Origin of the sequence: Hoeflea sp. IMCC20628, assembly GCF_001011155.1 — a bacterium.
In the GTDB taxonomy this organism is placed as follows: Bacteria; Pseudomonadota; Alphaproteobacteria; order Rhizobiales; family Rhizobiaceae; genus Hoeflea.
In genome coordinates this window covers 2,432,227-2,448,108 of record NZ_CP011479.1, presented here as the reverse complement: position 1 = coordinate 2,448,108, position 15,882 = coordinate 2,432,227, and the positions used below count along the sequence as shown (strand labels likewise).

17 protein-coding genes are annotated in these 15,882 nt (G+C 57.8%); 9 read left to right on the top strand and 8 right to left on the bottom strand.

Annotated features, from left to right (window positions below; genetic code table 11):
- The first annotated feature begins 74 nt into the window (after positions 1 to 74).
- Positions 75 to 2,216 (top strand): Wzz/FepE/Etk N-terminal domain-containing protein, encoded by a 2,142-nt coding sequence (locus IMCC20628_RS11610; protein ID WP_047030352.1) that lies wholly within the window; start codon positions 75 to 77, stop codon positions 2,214 to 2,216.
- 41 nt (positions 2,217 to 2,257) lie between these two features.
- On the opposite strand, the gene IMCC20628_RS11605 is transcribed toward IMCC20628_RS11610, so the two are convergent.
- Positions 2,258 to 3,340, bottom strand: coding sequence for a GNAT family N-acetyltransferase (locus tag IMCC20628_RS11605; protein WP_197078291.1), 1,083 nt, complete (start codon positions 3,338 to 3,340; stop codon positions 2,258 to 2,260).
- 305 nt (positions 3,341 to 3,645) lie between these two features.
- A complete protein-coding gene (locus IMCC20628_RS11600; RefSeq protein ID WP_047032491.1) occupies positions 3,646 to 3,864 on the bottom strand; it encodes a DUF2842 domain-containing protein in 219 nt (72 codons plus the stop codon).
- 166 nt (positions 3,865 to 4,030) lie between these two features.
- Here IMCC20628_RS11600 and IMCC20628_RS11595 point away from each other — a divergent pair, with 166 nt between their 5' ends.
- A complete protein-coding gene (locus IMCC20628_RS11595; protein WP_245307764.1) occupies positions 4,031 to 5,155 on the top strand; it encodes a COX15/CtaA family protein in 1,125 nt (374 codons plus the stop codon).
- A 62-nt stretch (positions 5,156 to 5,217) separates the two neighbouring features.
- Positions 5,218 to 5,499 carry a YrhK family protein gene (locus tag IMCC20628_RS11590; protein ID WP_047030351.1) on the top strand — a complete coding sequence of 94 codons (282 nt, stop codon included), beginning with the start codon at positions 5,218 to 5,220 and terminating at the stop codon, positions 5,497 to 5,499.
- An 81-nt stretch (positions 5,500 to 5,580) separates the two neighbouring features.
- Here the strand turns inward: IMCC20628_RS11590 and argC are convergent, their stop codons facing one another.
- From argC to IMCC20628_RS11565, 5 genes are all read right to left on the bottom strand, one after another.
- Complete coding sequence (gene argC / locus IMCC20628_RS11585) at positions 5,581 to 6,510, bottom strand: N-acetyl-gamma-glutamyl-phosphate reductase (protein WP_047030350.1); 930 nt, start codon at positions 6,508 to 6,510, stop codon at positions 5,581 to 5,583.
- Positions 6,511 to 6,598: 88 nt separating this feature from the next.
- Positions 6,599 to 7,549, bottom strand: a complete 951-nt coding sequence (speB, locus tag IMCC20628_RS11580) for an agmatinase (protein ID WP_047030349.1) — start codon at positions 7,547 to 7,549, stop codon at positions 6,599 to 6,601.
- Positions 7,550 to 7,734: 185 nt separating this feature from the next.
- The gene (gene rpsI / locus IMCC20628_RS11575; RefSeq protein WP_047030348.1) at positions 7,735 to 8,214 is read right to left on the bottom strand and encodes a 30S ribosomal protein S9; all 480 of its coding nucleotides are present in this window, start codon (positions 8,212 to 8,214) and stop codon (positions 7,735 to 7,737) included.
- 2 nt (positions 8,215 to 8,216) lie between these two features.
- Positions 8,217 to 8,681, bottom strand: a complete 465-nt coding sequence (gene rplM / locus IMCC20628_RS11570) for a 50S ribosomal protein L13 (RefSeq protein ID WP_047030347.1) — start codon at positions 8,679 to 8,681, stop codon at positions 8,217 to 8,219.
- 258 nt (positions 8,682 to 8,939) lie between these two features.
- The gene (locus tag IMCC20628_RS11565; RefSeq protein WP_047030346.1) at positions 8,940 to 9,377 is read right to left on the bottom strand and encodes a PaaI family thioesterase; all 438 of its coding nucleotides are present in this window, start codon (positions 9,375 to 9,377) and stop codon (positions 8,940 to 8,942) included.
- 139 nt (positions 9,378 to 9,516) lie between these two features.
- Here IMCC20628_RS11565 and IMCC20628_RS11560 point away from each other — a divergent pair, with 139 nt between their 5' ends.
- Complete coding sequence (locus tag IMCC20628_RS11560) at positions 9,517 to 10,341, top strand: enoyl-CoA hydratase (RefSeq protein WP_047030345.1); 825 nt, start codon at positions 9,517 to 9,519, stop codon at positions 10,339 to 10,341.
- A 124-nt stretch (positions 10,342 to 10,465) separates the two neighbouring features.
- Positions 10,466 to 10,900 (top strand): VOC family protein, encoded by a 435-nt coding sequence (locus IMCC20628_RS11555; RefSeq protein ID WP_047030344.1) that lies wholly within the window; start codon positions 10,466 to 10,468, stop codon positions 10,898 to 10,900.
- A gap of 8 nt (positions 10,901 to 10,908) precedes the next feature.
- Here the strand turns inward: IMCC20628_RS11555 and IMCC20628_RS11550 are convergent, their stop codons facing one another.
- A complete protein-coding gene (locus IMCC20628_RS11550) occupies positions 10,909 to 11,271 on the bottom strand; it encodes a hypothetical protein (RefSeq protein WP_052766398.1) in 363 nt (120 codons plus the stop codon).
- 141 nt (positions 11,272 to 11,412) lie between these two features.
- Between IMCC20628_RS11550 and IMCC20628_RS11545 the strand changes: the two genes are divergently transcribed.
- From IMCC20628_RS11545 to IMCC20628_RS11530, 4 genes are all read left to right on the top strand, one after another.
- Complete coding sequence (locus tag IMCC20628_RS11545) at positions 11,413 to 11,946, top strand: CoA-binding protein (RefSeq protein ID WP_047030343.1); 534 nt, start codon at positions 11,413 to 11,415, stop codon at positions 11,944 to 11,946.
- 141 nt (positions 11,947 to 12,087) lie between these two features.
- Positions 12,088 to 12,648, top strand: a complete 561-nt coding sequence (locus IMCC20628_RS11540) for an RICIN domain-containing protein (RefSeq protein ID WP_082128110.1) — start codon at positions 12,088 to 12,090, stop codon at positions 12,646 to 12,648.
- A gap of 363 nt (positions 12,649 to 13,011) precedes the next feature.
- Positions 13,012 to 15,309 (top strand): ATP-binding protein, encoded by a 2,298-nt coding sequence (locus IMCC20628_RS11535; protein ID WP_047030342.1) that lies wholly within the window; start codon positions 13,012 to 13,014, stop codon positions 15,307 to 15,309.
- Positions 15,310 to 15,312: 3 nt separating this feature from the next.
- Positions 15,313 to 15,705 (top strand): response regulator, encoded by a 393-nt coding sequence (locus tag IMCC20628_RS11530; protein WP_047030341.1) that lies wholly within the window; start codon positions 15,313 to 15,315, stop codon positions 15,703 to 15,705.
- The last annotated feature ends 177 nt before the right edge of the window (positions 15,706 to 15,882 follow it).

Genomic DNA, 15,882 nt, shown 5'->3' with positions numbered 1-15,882 from the left:
ACCGGCCCCTTAACCGTTGCGTTACCATGTTCGTTTACGCTTCTCCGCAAGTGTAAGTATGGAGTAGCCCTCGCATGTCCGTTTCAGCAACGCCGCAACCCGATGTCGATATTGATCTTGGCCGTCTGGTAACAGCCGTCTGGGAGCGGAAGACTCTCGTCCTGGGGCTGACTGCCGCCGCTGCGGGGCTGGCCTTTCTTGTCACCGGTATGATTAATCCGCTCTACAAGTCGGAGACCCGGTTGTTGGTCGAAACCCGGGAGCCGGTCTATTCGGGCGACCAGAACCAGCAGACCGCAGATGTAGCGCTGGACGAGCGGGCGGTGACCAGCCAGGTCGAGATTCTGAAGTCGACCGATCTTGTCAAACAGGTGGCCCGTGAGCTCGATCTGTCGTCTCGCGAAGAGTTTGACCCCGCGGCAAATCCGTCAGCGATTGGCGATCTGCTGGTGATGATCGGGCTGAAGAAGAACCCGCTTGATGTGCCTGCCGAAGAGCGCATCCTGAAGGAGTTCTTCAAGAAGCTCGACGTCTATGCTGTGCCCGGATCGCGGGTCATCGGGATCGAGTTTTCATCAGAGGACGCAGCGCTTGCCGCGCGTGTGCCAAACGCGCTTGTCGATGCCTATCTTGCCTTCCAGTCGAGCGCAAAGCTCGAAAACAACACCGACGCCAGCGCCTGGCTGGAACCGGAAATTGCCAGGCTGCGTGGAAAAGTCCGCGAATCTGAAGAGAAAGTCGCGGCCTACCGCTCGGAAACCGGGCTGCTGCTGGTTAATCAGCAAGACACCATCGCGGCCAAGCAATTGTCCGACATTTCAACCGAATTGAGCCGGGTTCGTGCCGAACGGGCAGATTCCGAAGCCCGGGCGCAATCGGTCCGCAACGCGCTGAGTAACGGCCAGGCAGTTGATGCGGTTTCTGATGTTCTGGGCTCGCCGGTGGTTCAGCGTCTGCGTGAAAGCGAAGGCAATATCCGTGCACAGATCGCCGATCTGTCGACCACCTTGCTTGAGGCGCATCCGCGCATGAAAGGCCTGCGGGCCCAACTGAAGGATGTGGAACGGCAAATCTACAGCGAAATCCGCAAGGTGCTGTCAAGCTTGGAGAGCAACACGCGCGTGGCGCGAATTCGCGAAGAAGAACTGACGGCCCAGCTCAACGCACTCAAGGCTGGTTCTGCGCGTGAAGGCGAGGAATCCGTTGAATTGCGCTCGCTGGAGCGCGAAGCTGCAGCTCAGCGCGATCTTCTCGAGACCTATCTGGGACGCTATCGCGAGGCTGCCTCACGCACCGAACCAAAATCCTTGCCTGCCGATGCCCGGGTGATTTCGCGCGCCGTGCCGGCTTCAGAATCGCATTATCCCAAGATGCTGCCGATCATCGGTGTTGCCGCGTTTGCGACTTTCCTGTTGTCGTCCATTGGGGTGATGCTTGGTGAGCTGTTCTCCGGGCGGGCCTTGCGGCCATCCACAGGCCTGATCCGCGATGCTGACGAGACAGACGAGCACTCCGTGGCGACTGATGAGCATTCCGTGGCTGTTGCCGAGGACACAGGCGGTGAACCTTCCGCCGAGCCGCAGCTGGCGATCGAGACCCTGCCAAACATCTCCAACGACGCAGATGATTTCAGCGTCGAGTCGGTCGCCGACCAGCTCGTCACCGACGGAACTCCGGTAGCGATCTGTGTATCGCCGGAGGGCGACGAGGGGTCAGCAGCAGCAGTCATGCTGGCGCGTACGGTTGCTGGCGACGGCCTCAAGACTTTGTTGATCGATCTTACCGGATCTGCCTGTCCTACCGAGCTGATGGCCGAGTCCCGGCGCTTGCCCGGTCTGACGGATCTGATGTGTGGCGATATCGCCATTGCAGATTCGATCCATCCCGACCGGTTGTCATCAGCCCACATCATTCCGCACGGCAACGCCAACGCACGCCGCGCGATGCGTGCGATCGACCGGTTGCCAATGATCATCGACGCGCTGACGGAAGCCTATGACATGGTCATCGTGGAATGCGGTGCTGCTGACGCGGCCGCGGTTGCCCGCATTGCCCGGGTGGAGAACAGTGAAATCGTGCTGTCCATCCTGCGCTCGGATGCATCGGAAGTGGGACGGTTCCTTGCGGAGTTCAACGAACAGGGCTTTGGAGATGTGTTGCTGATGACGCCAGGTCTTCCAACAGGGCCTCTGGGTCAGCGCAATTCGGCGGCATGATCCATGATCTGTTGCCCAATGCACAACGTGCATGAAGCAACCTAGTCGGCCTCGGGTGTTAGCTGTTGTCTGCGTGTCAGCAACCCGCGCGCCCAGACAGCGCTGCGGTGCAGTCTGCGTGAGGTCTTGATGGTTCGTTTCAGCCGGATCAGGCCGGCGATCAGCGGAGCGGCCATCCGCCCTTTCACAGTGAGCGGAACATAACAATCCACCAGTTCACTGCGTTGCGGGCACCATGAGCGTTTGTACGGTTGATCTCCGACGCCAAAATCGAAGACTGCATGGCCAGCTAACGCGGCCCGTTCAATCATCCGGTAGAAAAGCAACTCGCCGGCGCTCACATCTGCGGCGATCTCTTCATTGATGGAACCGAACTGGCAGGTGACGTGCCGATGCTTGATCGTCAACCCGGCAACAGCGATGATCTGGCCTTCATGCTCTCCGCCGGTCAGCTCGATGCCATGAAGCTCGAGCGCTGCCCGGCCTTCTGCGTCGCGGGTGGTGGCGAGTTGACGAAAGAATTTGCGAATACCGGGATCGGCAAAAACATCCGGCAAGCCTTGGGCGGCAAATCGCAGCGTCTTCTGCTCTAGGAATGTGTCGAGCAATCGCAACGCCAGAGCATCATCATCGCCGATGATGTGCCGGTATCCGCCCAGGGCTTCAAGGCGCCGTTCCGAAACCCGGAACTTCTTCCGGCGGCGTTTGCCATTGATTTGCGCCAGCACAGCCGTGAAGTCGGCAAACAGTGGCAACTGGAAGCTGGGATTTTGATGGAAGACGCGCGGTAAATCTGAAAAAGCTGCACATGCAGCCGTTTCCGGCGTCATCTTGTCGAGTAATACGATATCGGCGTCCAGGCCCGCATGAGAGAGAGCGGCTGCAAGCTCGGCTGCGGAAATCGGGTCGACAACGCTCAGTTTGGCAAGATCGAAAAGCCCTGAATTTTCGTTGGAGAAGGCGGTTCCGGCGAACTGTGCGATCTTCAAACCGCCGATATGGGTGATCTCGAGCGGCAGAATCGCAATTGCATCGCCATTGTGTTCCAGCGTGACAATAGAAAGCCGAGCGCTGGTGGCAGCCGTCCAGGCCTCGACCCAGACACGGCTTTGATGAAATGTCACCGCCGGATCAGTTTCCAGCCTTTGCCATAACGCCAATACGTCATCCGGACCAGAAGCAACATGTGCGATCAGGCTGTTGGCTGGCGGGTTTGAGTGTCTGGCGGTGGGCCGGGAGATCGGCGCTGTCATGTCATGTGTGTTCGCCATTGTTTCAACGCTCGCGGAAAATCATGCTTCTGGCGCCAAGCATGCCCGGATCTCACTAGTGTCCGGTAAAGAGCGCCGCGCGCGAAGCAAAAAGCCGTTCCGAAGGCTAATGTGGCGTTAACAACTGCGGTGAGTTCGGTCGAATGCGGGCATGACAGTCAGGGCTGCTTGCTTTTGCGCGGGCCTTCCATCCACCGGATCAGGAACATCGCCGGCACCACCCAGAAGATGCCGGTGAGCAGAAAATAGAGCAAATGCACATACCAGGCGGATTCTGCCAGGCGATAGGTCGCAATCGTCGTGGCGACGAGCGCGTAAAGCACGACAAGCGCCAGAATGAGCACGGTTCCGATAAGCTTTCTGATGCGGACGGGCATGGATGGGCCTTTTCCTTGTTCGAACTTGGACATAACGGCTTTGGCGCTGAACGCAAGGGCAGGCGGGGTGGACTGCGCCGCGACCGCATGCCGCAAAGGCGCCGCTCTTGCCTTGCAACGGGGGGTGGTGCACATGTTCGGCACTGTTCAAAGGATAAGATCGCCGATGCCCGCCATGCCGTTAACACCGTCCACCCCTGCCGTTCACGACGGTGGCCCCGCGATCACCGAAGAGCGGCGTATTCGTCGCAATCGAACAGCGCAGCGGATATGGCTTGGCCTGGTTCTTGTCGCAATTTTTGCCCTGATTCTGGTCGGGGGCGCCACCCGGCTGACCGATTCAGGCTTGTCGATCACACAGTGGAAGCCGATTCACGGTGTGATCCCTCCGATGAGCGAGCCGGAATGGCAGGAGGAGCTCGAACTCTATCGCCAAATCCCCGAGTACCAGCTGATCAACAAGGGCATGAGCCTGGATCAGTTCAAGACCATCTACTGGTGGGAGTGGGTGCACCGGTTCCTGGCCCGCGGTGTCGGCGTGCTGTTTGGAATTCCGTTTCTGGTCTTCCTTGCCACCGGCCGTGTTGAAAAACGGCTGCGCTGGCCGCTGTTCGGGCTGCTGGTCCTGGGCGGGCTACAGGGTGCGGTGGGATGGTGGATGGTGGCGTCCGGCCTGATTGATCGCGTCGATGTCAGCCAGTACCGATTGGCCACGCACCTGACGCTTGCCTGTCTGATTTTCGCGGCGATTGTCTGGGTGATGCGCGGGCTTGCGCCACATTCCGCCGATCCTGTTCCAAGCATTGGACTGAGGCGTGGGGCAGGGGCGTTGGTTGGCCTCGTGCTGGTGCAGATCTATCTGGGGGGGCTGGTGGCAGGACTTGATGCCGGTCTGGCCTCCAGCACCTGGCCGTTGATGAATGGCGCACTGGTGCCTGAGGGACTGCTGGAAATTATGCCGGCCTGGCGCAATTTCTTCGAGAACGAGCTGACGGTTCAATTCGTGCATCGCCTGGGCGGCTATATATTGTTTGCCCTGACGCTGTGGCACATGGTGGCGTCAATCGTTCAGGGCAGGGGCAGTACCCATTGCCGTCGCGCCGTGCTGCTTTTCGTAATGGTCACTATTCAGGCGCTGATCGGAATTGTCGTGATCCTGGGGCAGGTGCCTTTTGGCTGGGCGCTGGTGCATCAGGGCTGGGCCATTGTCGTGCTAGGCTTCGCAGTCGCCCATTGGCGCGGCTTTTACGGCGCCTATCCGCTGGAGACCAAAATCCGTCTCAGGAGTTGACCAAGCCGTGCCGTCGGGAGACGGTGTGAGGGCAATACCGCATTTTTAAGGAGGAGAGTGCAATGGCGCTTTTCAAGCTGTCTCGTCATCGCAAATATGTCTCCGACGAAGAATACTACGCCTGGTTCGAACTGGCTTACACGACTGTCGACGTTAGCGCCGCAGTGCTGTTCGTGGCGGGATCCATCATGGGGTTTTATGATGACTGGAGCACGGCCGGAACCTGGTGCTTTGTCATCGGGTCCGTCTGTTTCGCGCTGAAGCCGACGCTGCGCATCATCCGTGAACTGCGCTACGTCAAGGACAACGACTACGAAGATCTCGCCAAACGGTTCGAACCCTAACGCGATGAGCGGCAATCAGCAGGTTTTGCCCTGCCGGGATCAACCTGCTGTATTGCTATGACTCGGCGCTATTGATTGGCCCTACTCGCCGATCATCAGGTCGAGATTTTGAACCGCAGCACCCGAGGCGCCCTTGCCGAGATTGTCGAGCGACGCCACCAGATTGACCTGGCCGGCGCCCTCCTTTCCGCAGACATAGAGTTTCATGCGGTCCGTGCCGGTCATCTCTTCCGGATCGAGCCGGGCCAGTGTCGCGGCATCTGAAAGTGCTGCCACCTCAACAACAGCCGAGCCTGCATAATGTGCGGCGAGCGACGCGTGCACCTGGGCCATTGACGGGATGCCCGTCATCAGATCGAGATGCAACGGCACACTGACCAGCATGCCTTGCGCGAACCGGCCAACCGCAGGGGTAAAAATCGGTTTCCGCGTCAAGCCCGCATGGCTGACGATCTCCGGCACATGTTTGTGGCCAAGCGTCAGCGCATAGGCGAAATAGGCCGCTGTGATCGCATCATCCTGGCCGGCATTTTCCATCTGCGCGATGAGTTGTTTGCCGCCGCCGGTATAGCCTGACACTCCATTGATGGTCAGCGGATAATCGGCGGGCAGCAGGCCGGCAGCGACCAGCGGGGCGATCAGCGCAAGGGCACCGGTCGAATAGCAGCCGGGATTGGAGACGAACTGCGCTGCCGCGATACGCGCGGCCTGACCTTCGCAAAGCTCGGCGAAGCCAAAAGCCCAGTCCGGATGGATCCGGTGCGCGGTCGACGCGTCGATAAACCGGGTTCCGGCATCTGCCGCCAGCGCCACTGCTTCGCGCGCCGCATCGTCGGGAAGGCACAAAATGGCGATGTCGGCCTCGCGCAGGAACTTTGTTCGGACATCGGCCTCCCGCCGTTGCTCGGGCGGCATCGACATCAGCTCGATATCGGCCCGGTCCTGCAGTCGCGAAACGATCTGCAGACCAGTTGTTCCGTGTTCACCGTCAATGAAAATCTTGGGAGCCATCGGGCTTCTCCGTTCATGCATAAAAATCAAGGGCTTGCGCAGCGCTTCGGAATCGATGCCCGAAGCGGCTCATGAGGCTTGCGAGACTTTATCGTCGCACGCGGCGTTCTGCGAGAAGTCCGAGATATTGCATGGCTACGGCGGCTCCGGCGATCGCGGTAATGTCCGCGTGGTCATAGGCTGGCGCCACTTCTACAATATCAGCGCCCTTGATATCAAGGCCTCCGAGTTTCTGCAGCACCGATAGCATTCTGGCGCTCGACGGGCCGCCGGCCACCGGCGTTCCGGTTCCGGGCGCAAAGGCCGGATCGAGACAATCGATATCGAAGGTAAGGTAGCAGGCGCCATCGCCGACATGCTCAAGGATCGTGCTGGCTATCTGCGCAGCCGTCATGTCCTCGACTTCGTGACCATAGAGGATCCGGATGCCGCAATCCTCCGGCGCATGGGTTCTGATGCCGACCTGAATCGACCGCGTCGGGTCAATCACGCCATCGCGCACAGCGCGTCCGACAAAGGAGCCGTGATCAATCCGTTTGCCGTCGTCAAACCAGGTGTCCTGATGCGCGTCGAATTGTACCAGTGCCAGCGGTCCGTGCTTTGCCGCATGCGCCTTGAGCAGCGGCCAGGTGACAAAATGATCGCCGCCCATACTCATCAGGAACGCGCCTGAAGCGAGGATCTTTGTTGCCTCGCGTTCGATCGTCGCGGGGGTTTTCTGATGATTGCCGTAATCGAGCAGGCAATCCCCATAATCGATCACCGCCATCGCCTCGAACAGGTCGCGGTTGAAGGGGTATTGCGGATCATTGTCGAGGATTGCAGATGCACGACGGATCGCCTGCGGGCCAAAGCGCGCACCGGGGCGGTTGGACACCGCCGCGTCAAACGGAATGCCCCAGACCACGGCATCGGCGCCCTTCAGCATCTTGGTGTATTTGCGCCGCATGAACGACAGCGCTCCGGCGTAAGTCGGGTCACTCGCCGCCGATGTCAGCGAACGTGTGGTGAAAGCGTGGTCGATGGATTTGTTGGCCATGGGTCAGGTTCCGGACGCGAGAAGGACTTCTTTACTGGTCTAACCCAATCCTGCAACATGATAAAGCCGGGCGGGCAGGCGTGTTGTCTTTTCGCCGTGGGCACGACCGCACTCTTCGGACAAGGCACAAAAAAAGACGGGGCCGAAGCCCCGTCCAATATGCTTTCCAATGTCGACCAGGCGACTTAACGCTTGGAGAACTGGAACGATCGGCGGGCCTTGGCCTTGCCGTATTTCTTACGTTCGACAACGCGGCTGTCGCGGGTCAGGAAGCCACCCTTCTTGAGCACTGGGCGCAGGCCCGGCTCGTAATAGGTCAGCGCCTTGGAGATGCCGTGACGAACGGCGCCGGCCTGGCCGGAAAGACCGCCGCCTGCAACGGTGCAGACCACGTCGAACTGGCCCTGACGGTCAGCAGCAACGACAGGCTGCTGGACGACCATCTGAAGCACGGGACGTGCGAAATAGGTGACGAAATCGCGACCGTTGACCGTGATCTTGCCGGTGCCTGGCTTGATCCAGACGCGGGCAATCGCGTTCTTGCGCTTGCCGGTTGCGTAGGACCGGCCGAGGTCGTCGACCTTGCGGACGTGAACCGGGGCTGCCGGTTCGGCTGCTGCGGTCACAGTTGCGCCGAGCTCCTCAAGCGAATTGAGTTCAGCCATAATCAGGCGCTCCTTTTGTTCTTGGAATTCAGGGCCGCGACGTCAAGAACGGTCGGCTGCTGAGCTTCATGCGGATGTTCGGAACCAGCATAAACCCGAAGGTTCTTCATCTGGCGACGGCCAAGCGGTCCGCGGGGAACCATGCGCTCGACAGCCTTTTCGACGATCCGCTCAGGAAAGCGACCTTCGAAGATCTGGCGCGCGGTGCGCTCCTTGATGCCGCCGGGATAGCCGGTGTGCCAGTAATATTTCTTGTCGGCATATTTGCTGCCGGTCAGAACCGCCTTTTCAGCGTTGATGACCACGACATTGTCGCCATCGTCAACGTGAGGGGTGTAGGTGACTTTGTGCTTGCCGCGCAGGATGGTGGCGATGACAGTGGCCAGACGACCGACGACGAGACCCTCGGCGTCGATAATGATCCACTTCTTTTCCACCTCTGCAGGCTTCTGCGAGAAGGTTTTCATGGGTTTCTCTTTTCATTCAGGATCCGAGGCAGGATAACCCGCCCGGACGTTTCTTGTTGCTTGGGTTGTCCCGGAACCACAACAGGTCACGAACCAACTGTGCGCCATCGCCTCAAGGACGTGGACGCTGCGTGCTTATAAGCGGCTGAGAAAACACCGTCAAGCAGTGCAAAAGCCAGTCTTGCAAATATAACGCAATGAAAACAGCGGGTTATCTATGCGGTATTATAATACCGCACATTTCTCGCTTCAAACCGGTCAATTTCGTGGCGGAATCGAATAGGTGGCGGTGGCGTGGGCCACCAGTTCGCCCCCGGAATCGCGGATTGCGATGTCGGTGACCACCAGCCGTTTGCCCAATTTGAGGATGGTTGCAGTGGCATCAAGCGGCCCCGGTTCGGGCTTCATCAAAAAATTAATGTTGAGATTGGTCGTCACCGCAAGCGCGACGCGACCGATATGGGCCAGGATCACCGCGTAAGCCGCAAGATCGGCCAGCATGAACAGTGTCGGCCCGCTGACAGTGCCGCCGGGGCGCAGGTGCTTGTCGTCCGCCGCAAGCCGCACAAGCGCGGTTCCTGCTGACACTTCCGCAACAGAAATGTTGTCGCCATTGGCCTTGATCTGCGGAAACACCTCGTCGAGATAGGCGGAAACTTCTGGAGCGGTCATGACCGGCTTGGCTGGTGTGGGCATACCTGTGATCCTGTGCGGAGGCGGGATTCTGTTTGCCCGGCAACGTTGCGGAAAATCGGTGTCCGGTCAACGCCGGGATGGGGTTCCCGCGCCCTGATCATCGGGTTAAACTGAAACCCGAACATGAAAGGTTTCCTGCATGAACGTCGTTGAGTTGAACCCGAGCACGCCGACCGGCCTGGTCAAATCCGAAATCCGCAATGGTGTGCTGCGACTGGAGATGAACAACCCACCGGCCAACGCTTTGTCGATTGCGCTGATGCAGGCGCTCAAGGATGCGCTGGATGCAACCCGTCAGGACAAGGCCATCCGGGTGGTGATCATCGCCTCGGCGACGCCCGGCAAGCTGTTTTCCGCCGGTCATGACCTCAAGGAACTGACATTGCACCGTGCCGATGAGGACCGGGGCAGGGCGTTCTTTGCCCGATCCATGAAACTCTGCGCCGAACTGATGCAGGCGATTGTGCATCTGCCGGTCCCGGTGATCGCCGAGGTCGACGGCCTTGCCACCGCTGCCGGCTGCCAGCTTGTGGCATCATGCGATCTGGCCATGTGCACGGACACTTCCGCCTTCTGCACCCCCGGCGTCAATATCGGGCTGTTCTGCTCCACCCCGATGGTGGCGCTCAGTCGCAATGTGCACCGCAAGCAGGCCATGGAAATGCTGCTTACCGGCGAAACCATCGACGCTTCGACTGCGCGCGAGTTCGGCCTGATCAACCGGATCATGCCGCGCCAGTACCTGACTCAGGTGGTGATGAAATACGCCGATGTCATTGCCTCCAAATCACCTTTGACGGTGAAGATCGGCAAGGAGGCCTTCTACCGCCAGGCCGAAATGTCACTGGAAGATGCTTATGATTACACCGCCCAGGTGATGGTCGAAAACATGCTGGCCCGTGACGCGGAGGAAGGCATGAACGCCTTCATCGACAAGCGAATGCCGGAATGGACCGGGGAGTAGCCGAAAGGCCTCGATCTTCAGTAGCGTCTTGACTTGCTGCTGGCTTGCAGGTTTGTTCTCTATATGTGCTAATCCAAGCAGGCGCCTGGCTGTTCAGACAGAGTTGCTACAGGAGTTTCAGACGATGAGTTTTGACCCGCGCATCACCATGATCACGCTCGGCGTTGCCGATGTCGCTGTCGCGACCGCGTTCTATCAGAGATTGGGGTTCAAGCGGTCTTCCGCATCCAATGACAGCGTGACGTTTTTCCACATGAATGGCACTGTGCTGGGGCTGTTCGGGCGTGATGCGCTGGCTGCCGACGCGGGCCAGGAGCCGACAAGGCGGCACGGTTTTGAGGGCGTTACCTTGGCTCACAATTTTGGTTCGCGCACCGAAGTCGATACCGCCTGGGAGTTTGCAGTTGAATGCGGCGCCAAGCCGGTGAAAAAGCCGCATGAGGTGTTTTGGGGCGGGTATTCGGGCTATTTCGCCGATCCGGACGGGCATTTGTGGGAATTGGCGCACAATCCATTCATGCCTCTGGGCGAAGACGGTCACATGAGCTTGCCAGACTGACAGCTTGCCTATGGCGTAATCCGCAACAGCGGCCGGAACCGGATCAGATCGTCGTCGCTGGCGTTGGCATCGCAAGCGATCACCCGACAGCTCTTGGTGTCGCGCGCCGGCACGCTGGCCCAGACGCCGATCTCCGGACTTTGGCACATCAGCGATGAACTGACGTAACGATCATAGATTGGCAAGCCGTTTTTGGACGTATGCCGCAGGATGGCAGCCCCCTCGCGGATCAGGGCGCCCCTGATCGCATGGCAATCGGTCTTGGTGGTTTCAATGCGGCTGATGGCGTGTGCCGGGTCGCTCTCAGCGATAAAGCTCGCCGTTGCCGCAGCCATCGCGATTATACTGCTTGTGATCAGGCGCATGCTCATGGTGATTGTCTCCTGTCTGGCCTCACACTGCAGGTTACAGACGCAATATGTCGCAGATTTGTCCACGGACAAAGGCGATGGCTTGACGCCCTCAGATGCCGTTTGCGACAACCAGACCAGATTTTACGGGATGCGCTACCGATGGACCACTACAGCTACGCCAATTCCTACATCTCCGGCATATTGCAATCGGTCAGGACAATTGCAGTCGTCGGCGCGTCGGCCAATGATGTCAGGCCCAGCTTTTTCGTGACGAAATACCTGCTCGCCAAGGGCTATGACGTCATCCCAGTCAATCCGGGGCAGGCGGGCAAACCCATCCTCGGACAGATGACCTATGCAGCCCTAAGCGATGTTCCGGTGGCAATCGACATGGTCGACGTTTTTCGGGCATCCAATGCTGTTCCGGGCATTGTCGATGAGGTGCTGGCGCTGGATCCCCTGCCCAAGGTGATATGGATGCAGCTCACCGTACGCCACGATGAGGCCGCCGCCCGCGCCGAAGCGGCGGGGATCAAGGTGGTGATGAATCGCTGCCCGAAAATCGAATACGCCCGGCTGTCGGGCGAGATCGGCTGGAATGGCGTCAACAGCGGCATGATCTCGTCGCGCAAGCCGGTGATGCGGTCAGGCTTTCAAAGCTACGGTTTGAGACTGCCGAACGACAGCGATTGAGCGAAACGCGCAAATAAATTCCCTCCCTGACCATCACAGCGCGGATTGCACAAATTTCCGCAAGTATATTCTCTTTGACCATGGCGCCTGAATGCTGAATAGTATCAGCATATTATATCTATCAACTGAGAGTAATGCATTATGATTACCACAACTTGTTTTAAGACATTTACCCATCACCCCCGAACTCAGCCGATCTGCAAGCGGACTGTCTTGGGCTTGCTCGCATCACTTGTTCTGTTTGTACCATTTAGTGCGCAGGCCCAGGAATTTGACAATGGAATATATTATCGGCTGACCACCATGTGGCAGGGCGAAGGCAAATCGCTCGATGTCGTCAACGACGGGGTCAACAACAAGTTGATCCTTGCTGATACCGGAAATTATTCCGGGCAGTATTGGAAATTGACCGAGCTCGACGACGGATCTTACCGTTTGACAACGCAGTGGCAGGGCGACGGCAAGTCTCTCGATGTTATCAATGATGGGACAAACAACAGGCTGCAGCTCGCCGATACCGGTAATTATTCAGGTCAGCACTGGCGAGTTGTGCGTCAGTCAAACGGATATTACCGACTGACCACCGATTGGCAGGGCGAAGGCAAGTCTCTTGATGTTGTCAATGACGGGGTCAACAATAAGCTGCAACTGGCCGATACCGGTGATTATTCAGGCCAGTACTGGAAAATAACCGGCCAGTGACGCGCGCGGTGCTGGTCTCTGCTGCCTCTTTGTTCACCTGTGAATAGCGGGGCAGCACGGACTGCCGCCAGCTCTGTAGTTCATTTGGTTCCTGACGAAGATATGTTCGCCAAAAGCCCGAGCCCTGTGCCGGCCCCTGTTCGATGGCTTTTCGTTGAGTATAAAGTCATGGACCCGTCGTCTGTATTGAATGCCGACCCTGAGTTTTCATTGGAATTTGCGCAATAATTCAGGGCGGGAAATAACCGGTTACTTCACGTTTTTCGCAGAGTGTTTGATCCGAAGATGATGTTTCGGGACAGGCGTTCAATGTGTCTGTTTTCATGCTTGAGCATGGGTCGGCGCAATCGTGGAGACTGACAGATGAACAAGCACGCGGCAGCCGGACTCAACGTGTCAAAGTGGGCCAGACGAATCTGGCAGCCTGCCGTCGTCTCTCTGAAGAACAAGATCGTCATGCTGGCTTGCGCGTGTGCCTTGCTGAGTGCGCTGCTGGTCGGTGGCATAAATTACTACCGTATTGAAGCCATTGTTCTTGACGCGTCGGTGGAGACATTGGCCGGCGAGACCCGTCTGATGGCGCAACGGTTCAGATTTTCCTATGATCAGATGAAAAGTGACGTTCAGGTGCTGTCGCAGACGCCGCCGATTCAGGGGATCGCGCGCAGCACCATGAACGGTGGTGTTGATCCACTGGACGGAGCGAGCACCAAGGTCTGGCAGCAATGGCTTGGCACCACATTTGCCTCGATGATGGCAGCAAGGCCAGATTACGTTCAACTCCGCTATATTGGATTGAAAGATCAAGGGCGTGAACTTGTGCGGACCAATCGTCTGGCGTCTGGCATTGAAATTGTAGCCGATGCAGCCCTGCAGCAGAAAGCCGAGGAGCCGTATTTTCAGGCTGGCCTCGCAACTCCGCGGAACGGCGTCCATTTTTCGGAAGTTACCTACAACAGGGAGCGCGGTGCGCTGGACAGTGCGCTGGTGCCCACTGTTCGCGTGGTGATGCCAATCTTCGATGAAAGCGGCACGATCTTCGGGATGATCGTTATCAATGCCGATTATTCGGAGATGTTGCGGAGGGCTTTTGTCGAGATTTCTCCGAAGGACAACACGTTTGTTTTGAACAATTCCGGAGATTACATGGAGTATACCGGAGACGGTGCAATTGGACGCTTTGAATTTCGCGACAACTATTCGGCGCCTCCTCCGCTGTTTGTCGATCAGATATTGAAAACCAGACTGGATGAAGAAGCCTTCGTTTCGGATTCTGACGTTTCCTATTTCGTGCGGCTGAACATCGATCCGGACAACCCTGACGCCTTTCTGGGCGTGGTTGTGCGGGTGCCTTATGCCGAGTTGATGAGCTCGGCTTTCCAAGCGCGCAGGGACAGCCTGGTCTGGGGCGGGGTGCTGGTACTGTGCTGTTTTGCGGCATCACTGGTTATGGCGCGCAGTTTTACCGCGCCACTCAATCGGTTGACCGCCGAAATCAAACATTCGAGCGGCCACAAGAAACTGGAAAACCTGCCTCTGGAACGCGGCGACGAGATTGGCGAACTGGCGCGCGCGTTTGATCAGAAGACACGGGCACTGGCGACCAAGGAAGCCAAACTGACTGCCATTGTCGACAACACCGTGGACGGGCTGTTTACCACCGACGCCCAGGGAACGGTGGAAACCTTCAACCGGGCCTGTGAGGGCATTTTTGGCTACAAGGCCAATGAAGTGATCGGCCGCAATGTGACGATGCTGATGCCTGCCCCTTATCTCGGCGCGCATCAAGGCACTCTGGAACAGGATCAGGGGCTGGGGGAGCGTGAAGTCGAAGGCAGCCGAAAAGATGCCAGTGAAGTTCCGCTCGATCTCTCTGTGAGTGAAGTGAACATCGGTGATCGGATAATCTACAGCAGCATTGTTCGTGATATCTCCGAGCGCAAGCGAATGGACATTATGAAGGACGAGTTCATTTCCACCGTCAATCACGAACTGCGCACGCCGCTGACAGCAATTCAGGGTTCACTCGGTCTGCTGATGGCCTTGTCCGGCAACAATGCCGACACAAAAAGCCAGAAGCTGCTTCGACTTTCCTATGACAGCTGTTTGCGTCTGTCCCGTCTCGTCAACGACATCCTCGACATGGAAAAGATTGCCGCCGGCAAGCTCGACTACCAGTTGGAAGTGGTCGAAGTCTGCCACCTTGTCGCCGAAGTCGTCGAGAGACAGCAATCATTTGCCGAAAAATATGGTGTCGAATTTGGACTGCGTTTCGACGTGACGGAAGCCTATGTCAATCTCGATCAGGACAGGTTCGACCAGGCGCTGGTCAACCTGTTGTCGAATGCGGCAAAATTCTCCGAATACGGCGACAAGGTCGAAGTCAGAGTCTCCGTGAATTCAAATTCCAATGTGGAAGTGTCGGTGTGTGATTGCGGCTCCGGCATTCCGGAAGCCTTTCGCAGCAAGATATTCGGCAAATTTGCCCAGGCGGATGGCTCGGCAACCCGGATCAAGGGCGGCAGCGGACTTGGACTGAATATCACCAAGAAAATCATCGAAGCATTTGATGGCACGGTGACCTTCGAAAGCGAGGAGGGTGTAGGATCAACTTTCACTTTCACTCTGCCGGCCTGTCCGGCAAGAAAGATGAGGGCCTAGGCAATGACCGAGACACTGACAAGGATTTTGTACGTCGAGGATGATGACAGCATCGCACAGGTCGTGCTGATGGCGCTTGAAGAGCTTGGCGGTTTCACCGTTATTCATTGCGACGGTGGCCAGAAGGCGCTTGACGCGGTTGTTGAATTCGCGCCGCAACTGATCTTGATGGACGTGATGATGCCGAGAATGAGCGGACCGGAAACGCTGGAGCAGCTGCAGCAGATGCCACGGGCGAAGGAGATTCCCGTGATCTTCATGACAGCCAAGGTGCAGACGCATGAAAAGGAATCCTATCGCAAGCTTGGGGCGATAGGTGTCATATCAAAGCCATTCGACCCGATGACCCTGTCCGAGCAGATCATATCCCTCTGGCGCCAGTCCATAGCCGCCTGATACGGAATTCCGTCATGTAAAACCCGGTGTCGAAAAGGCAGTCCGATATTCGCAAAGGCAGCCGGTATGGTGTCTGGCGCAATTCGAATCTGCATCATTGCGGCGCGCCACGGCTTTGGTCCTCCAGCAAATCCATCCTCACACAACCTGCGGCAGCGAAAAATTCTGCTTTGACCG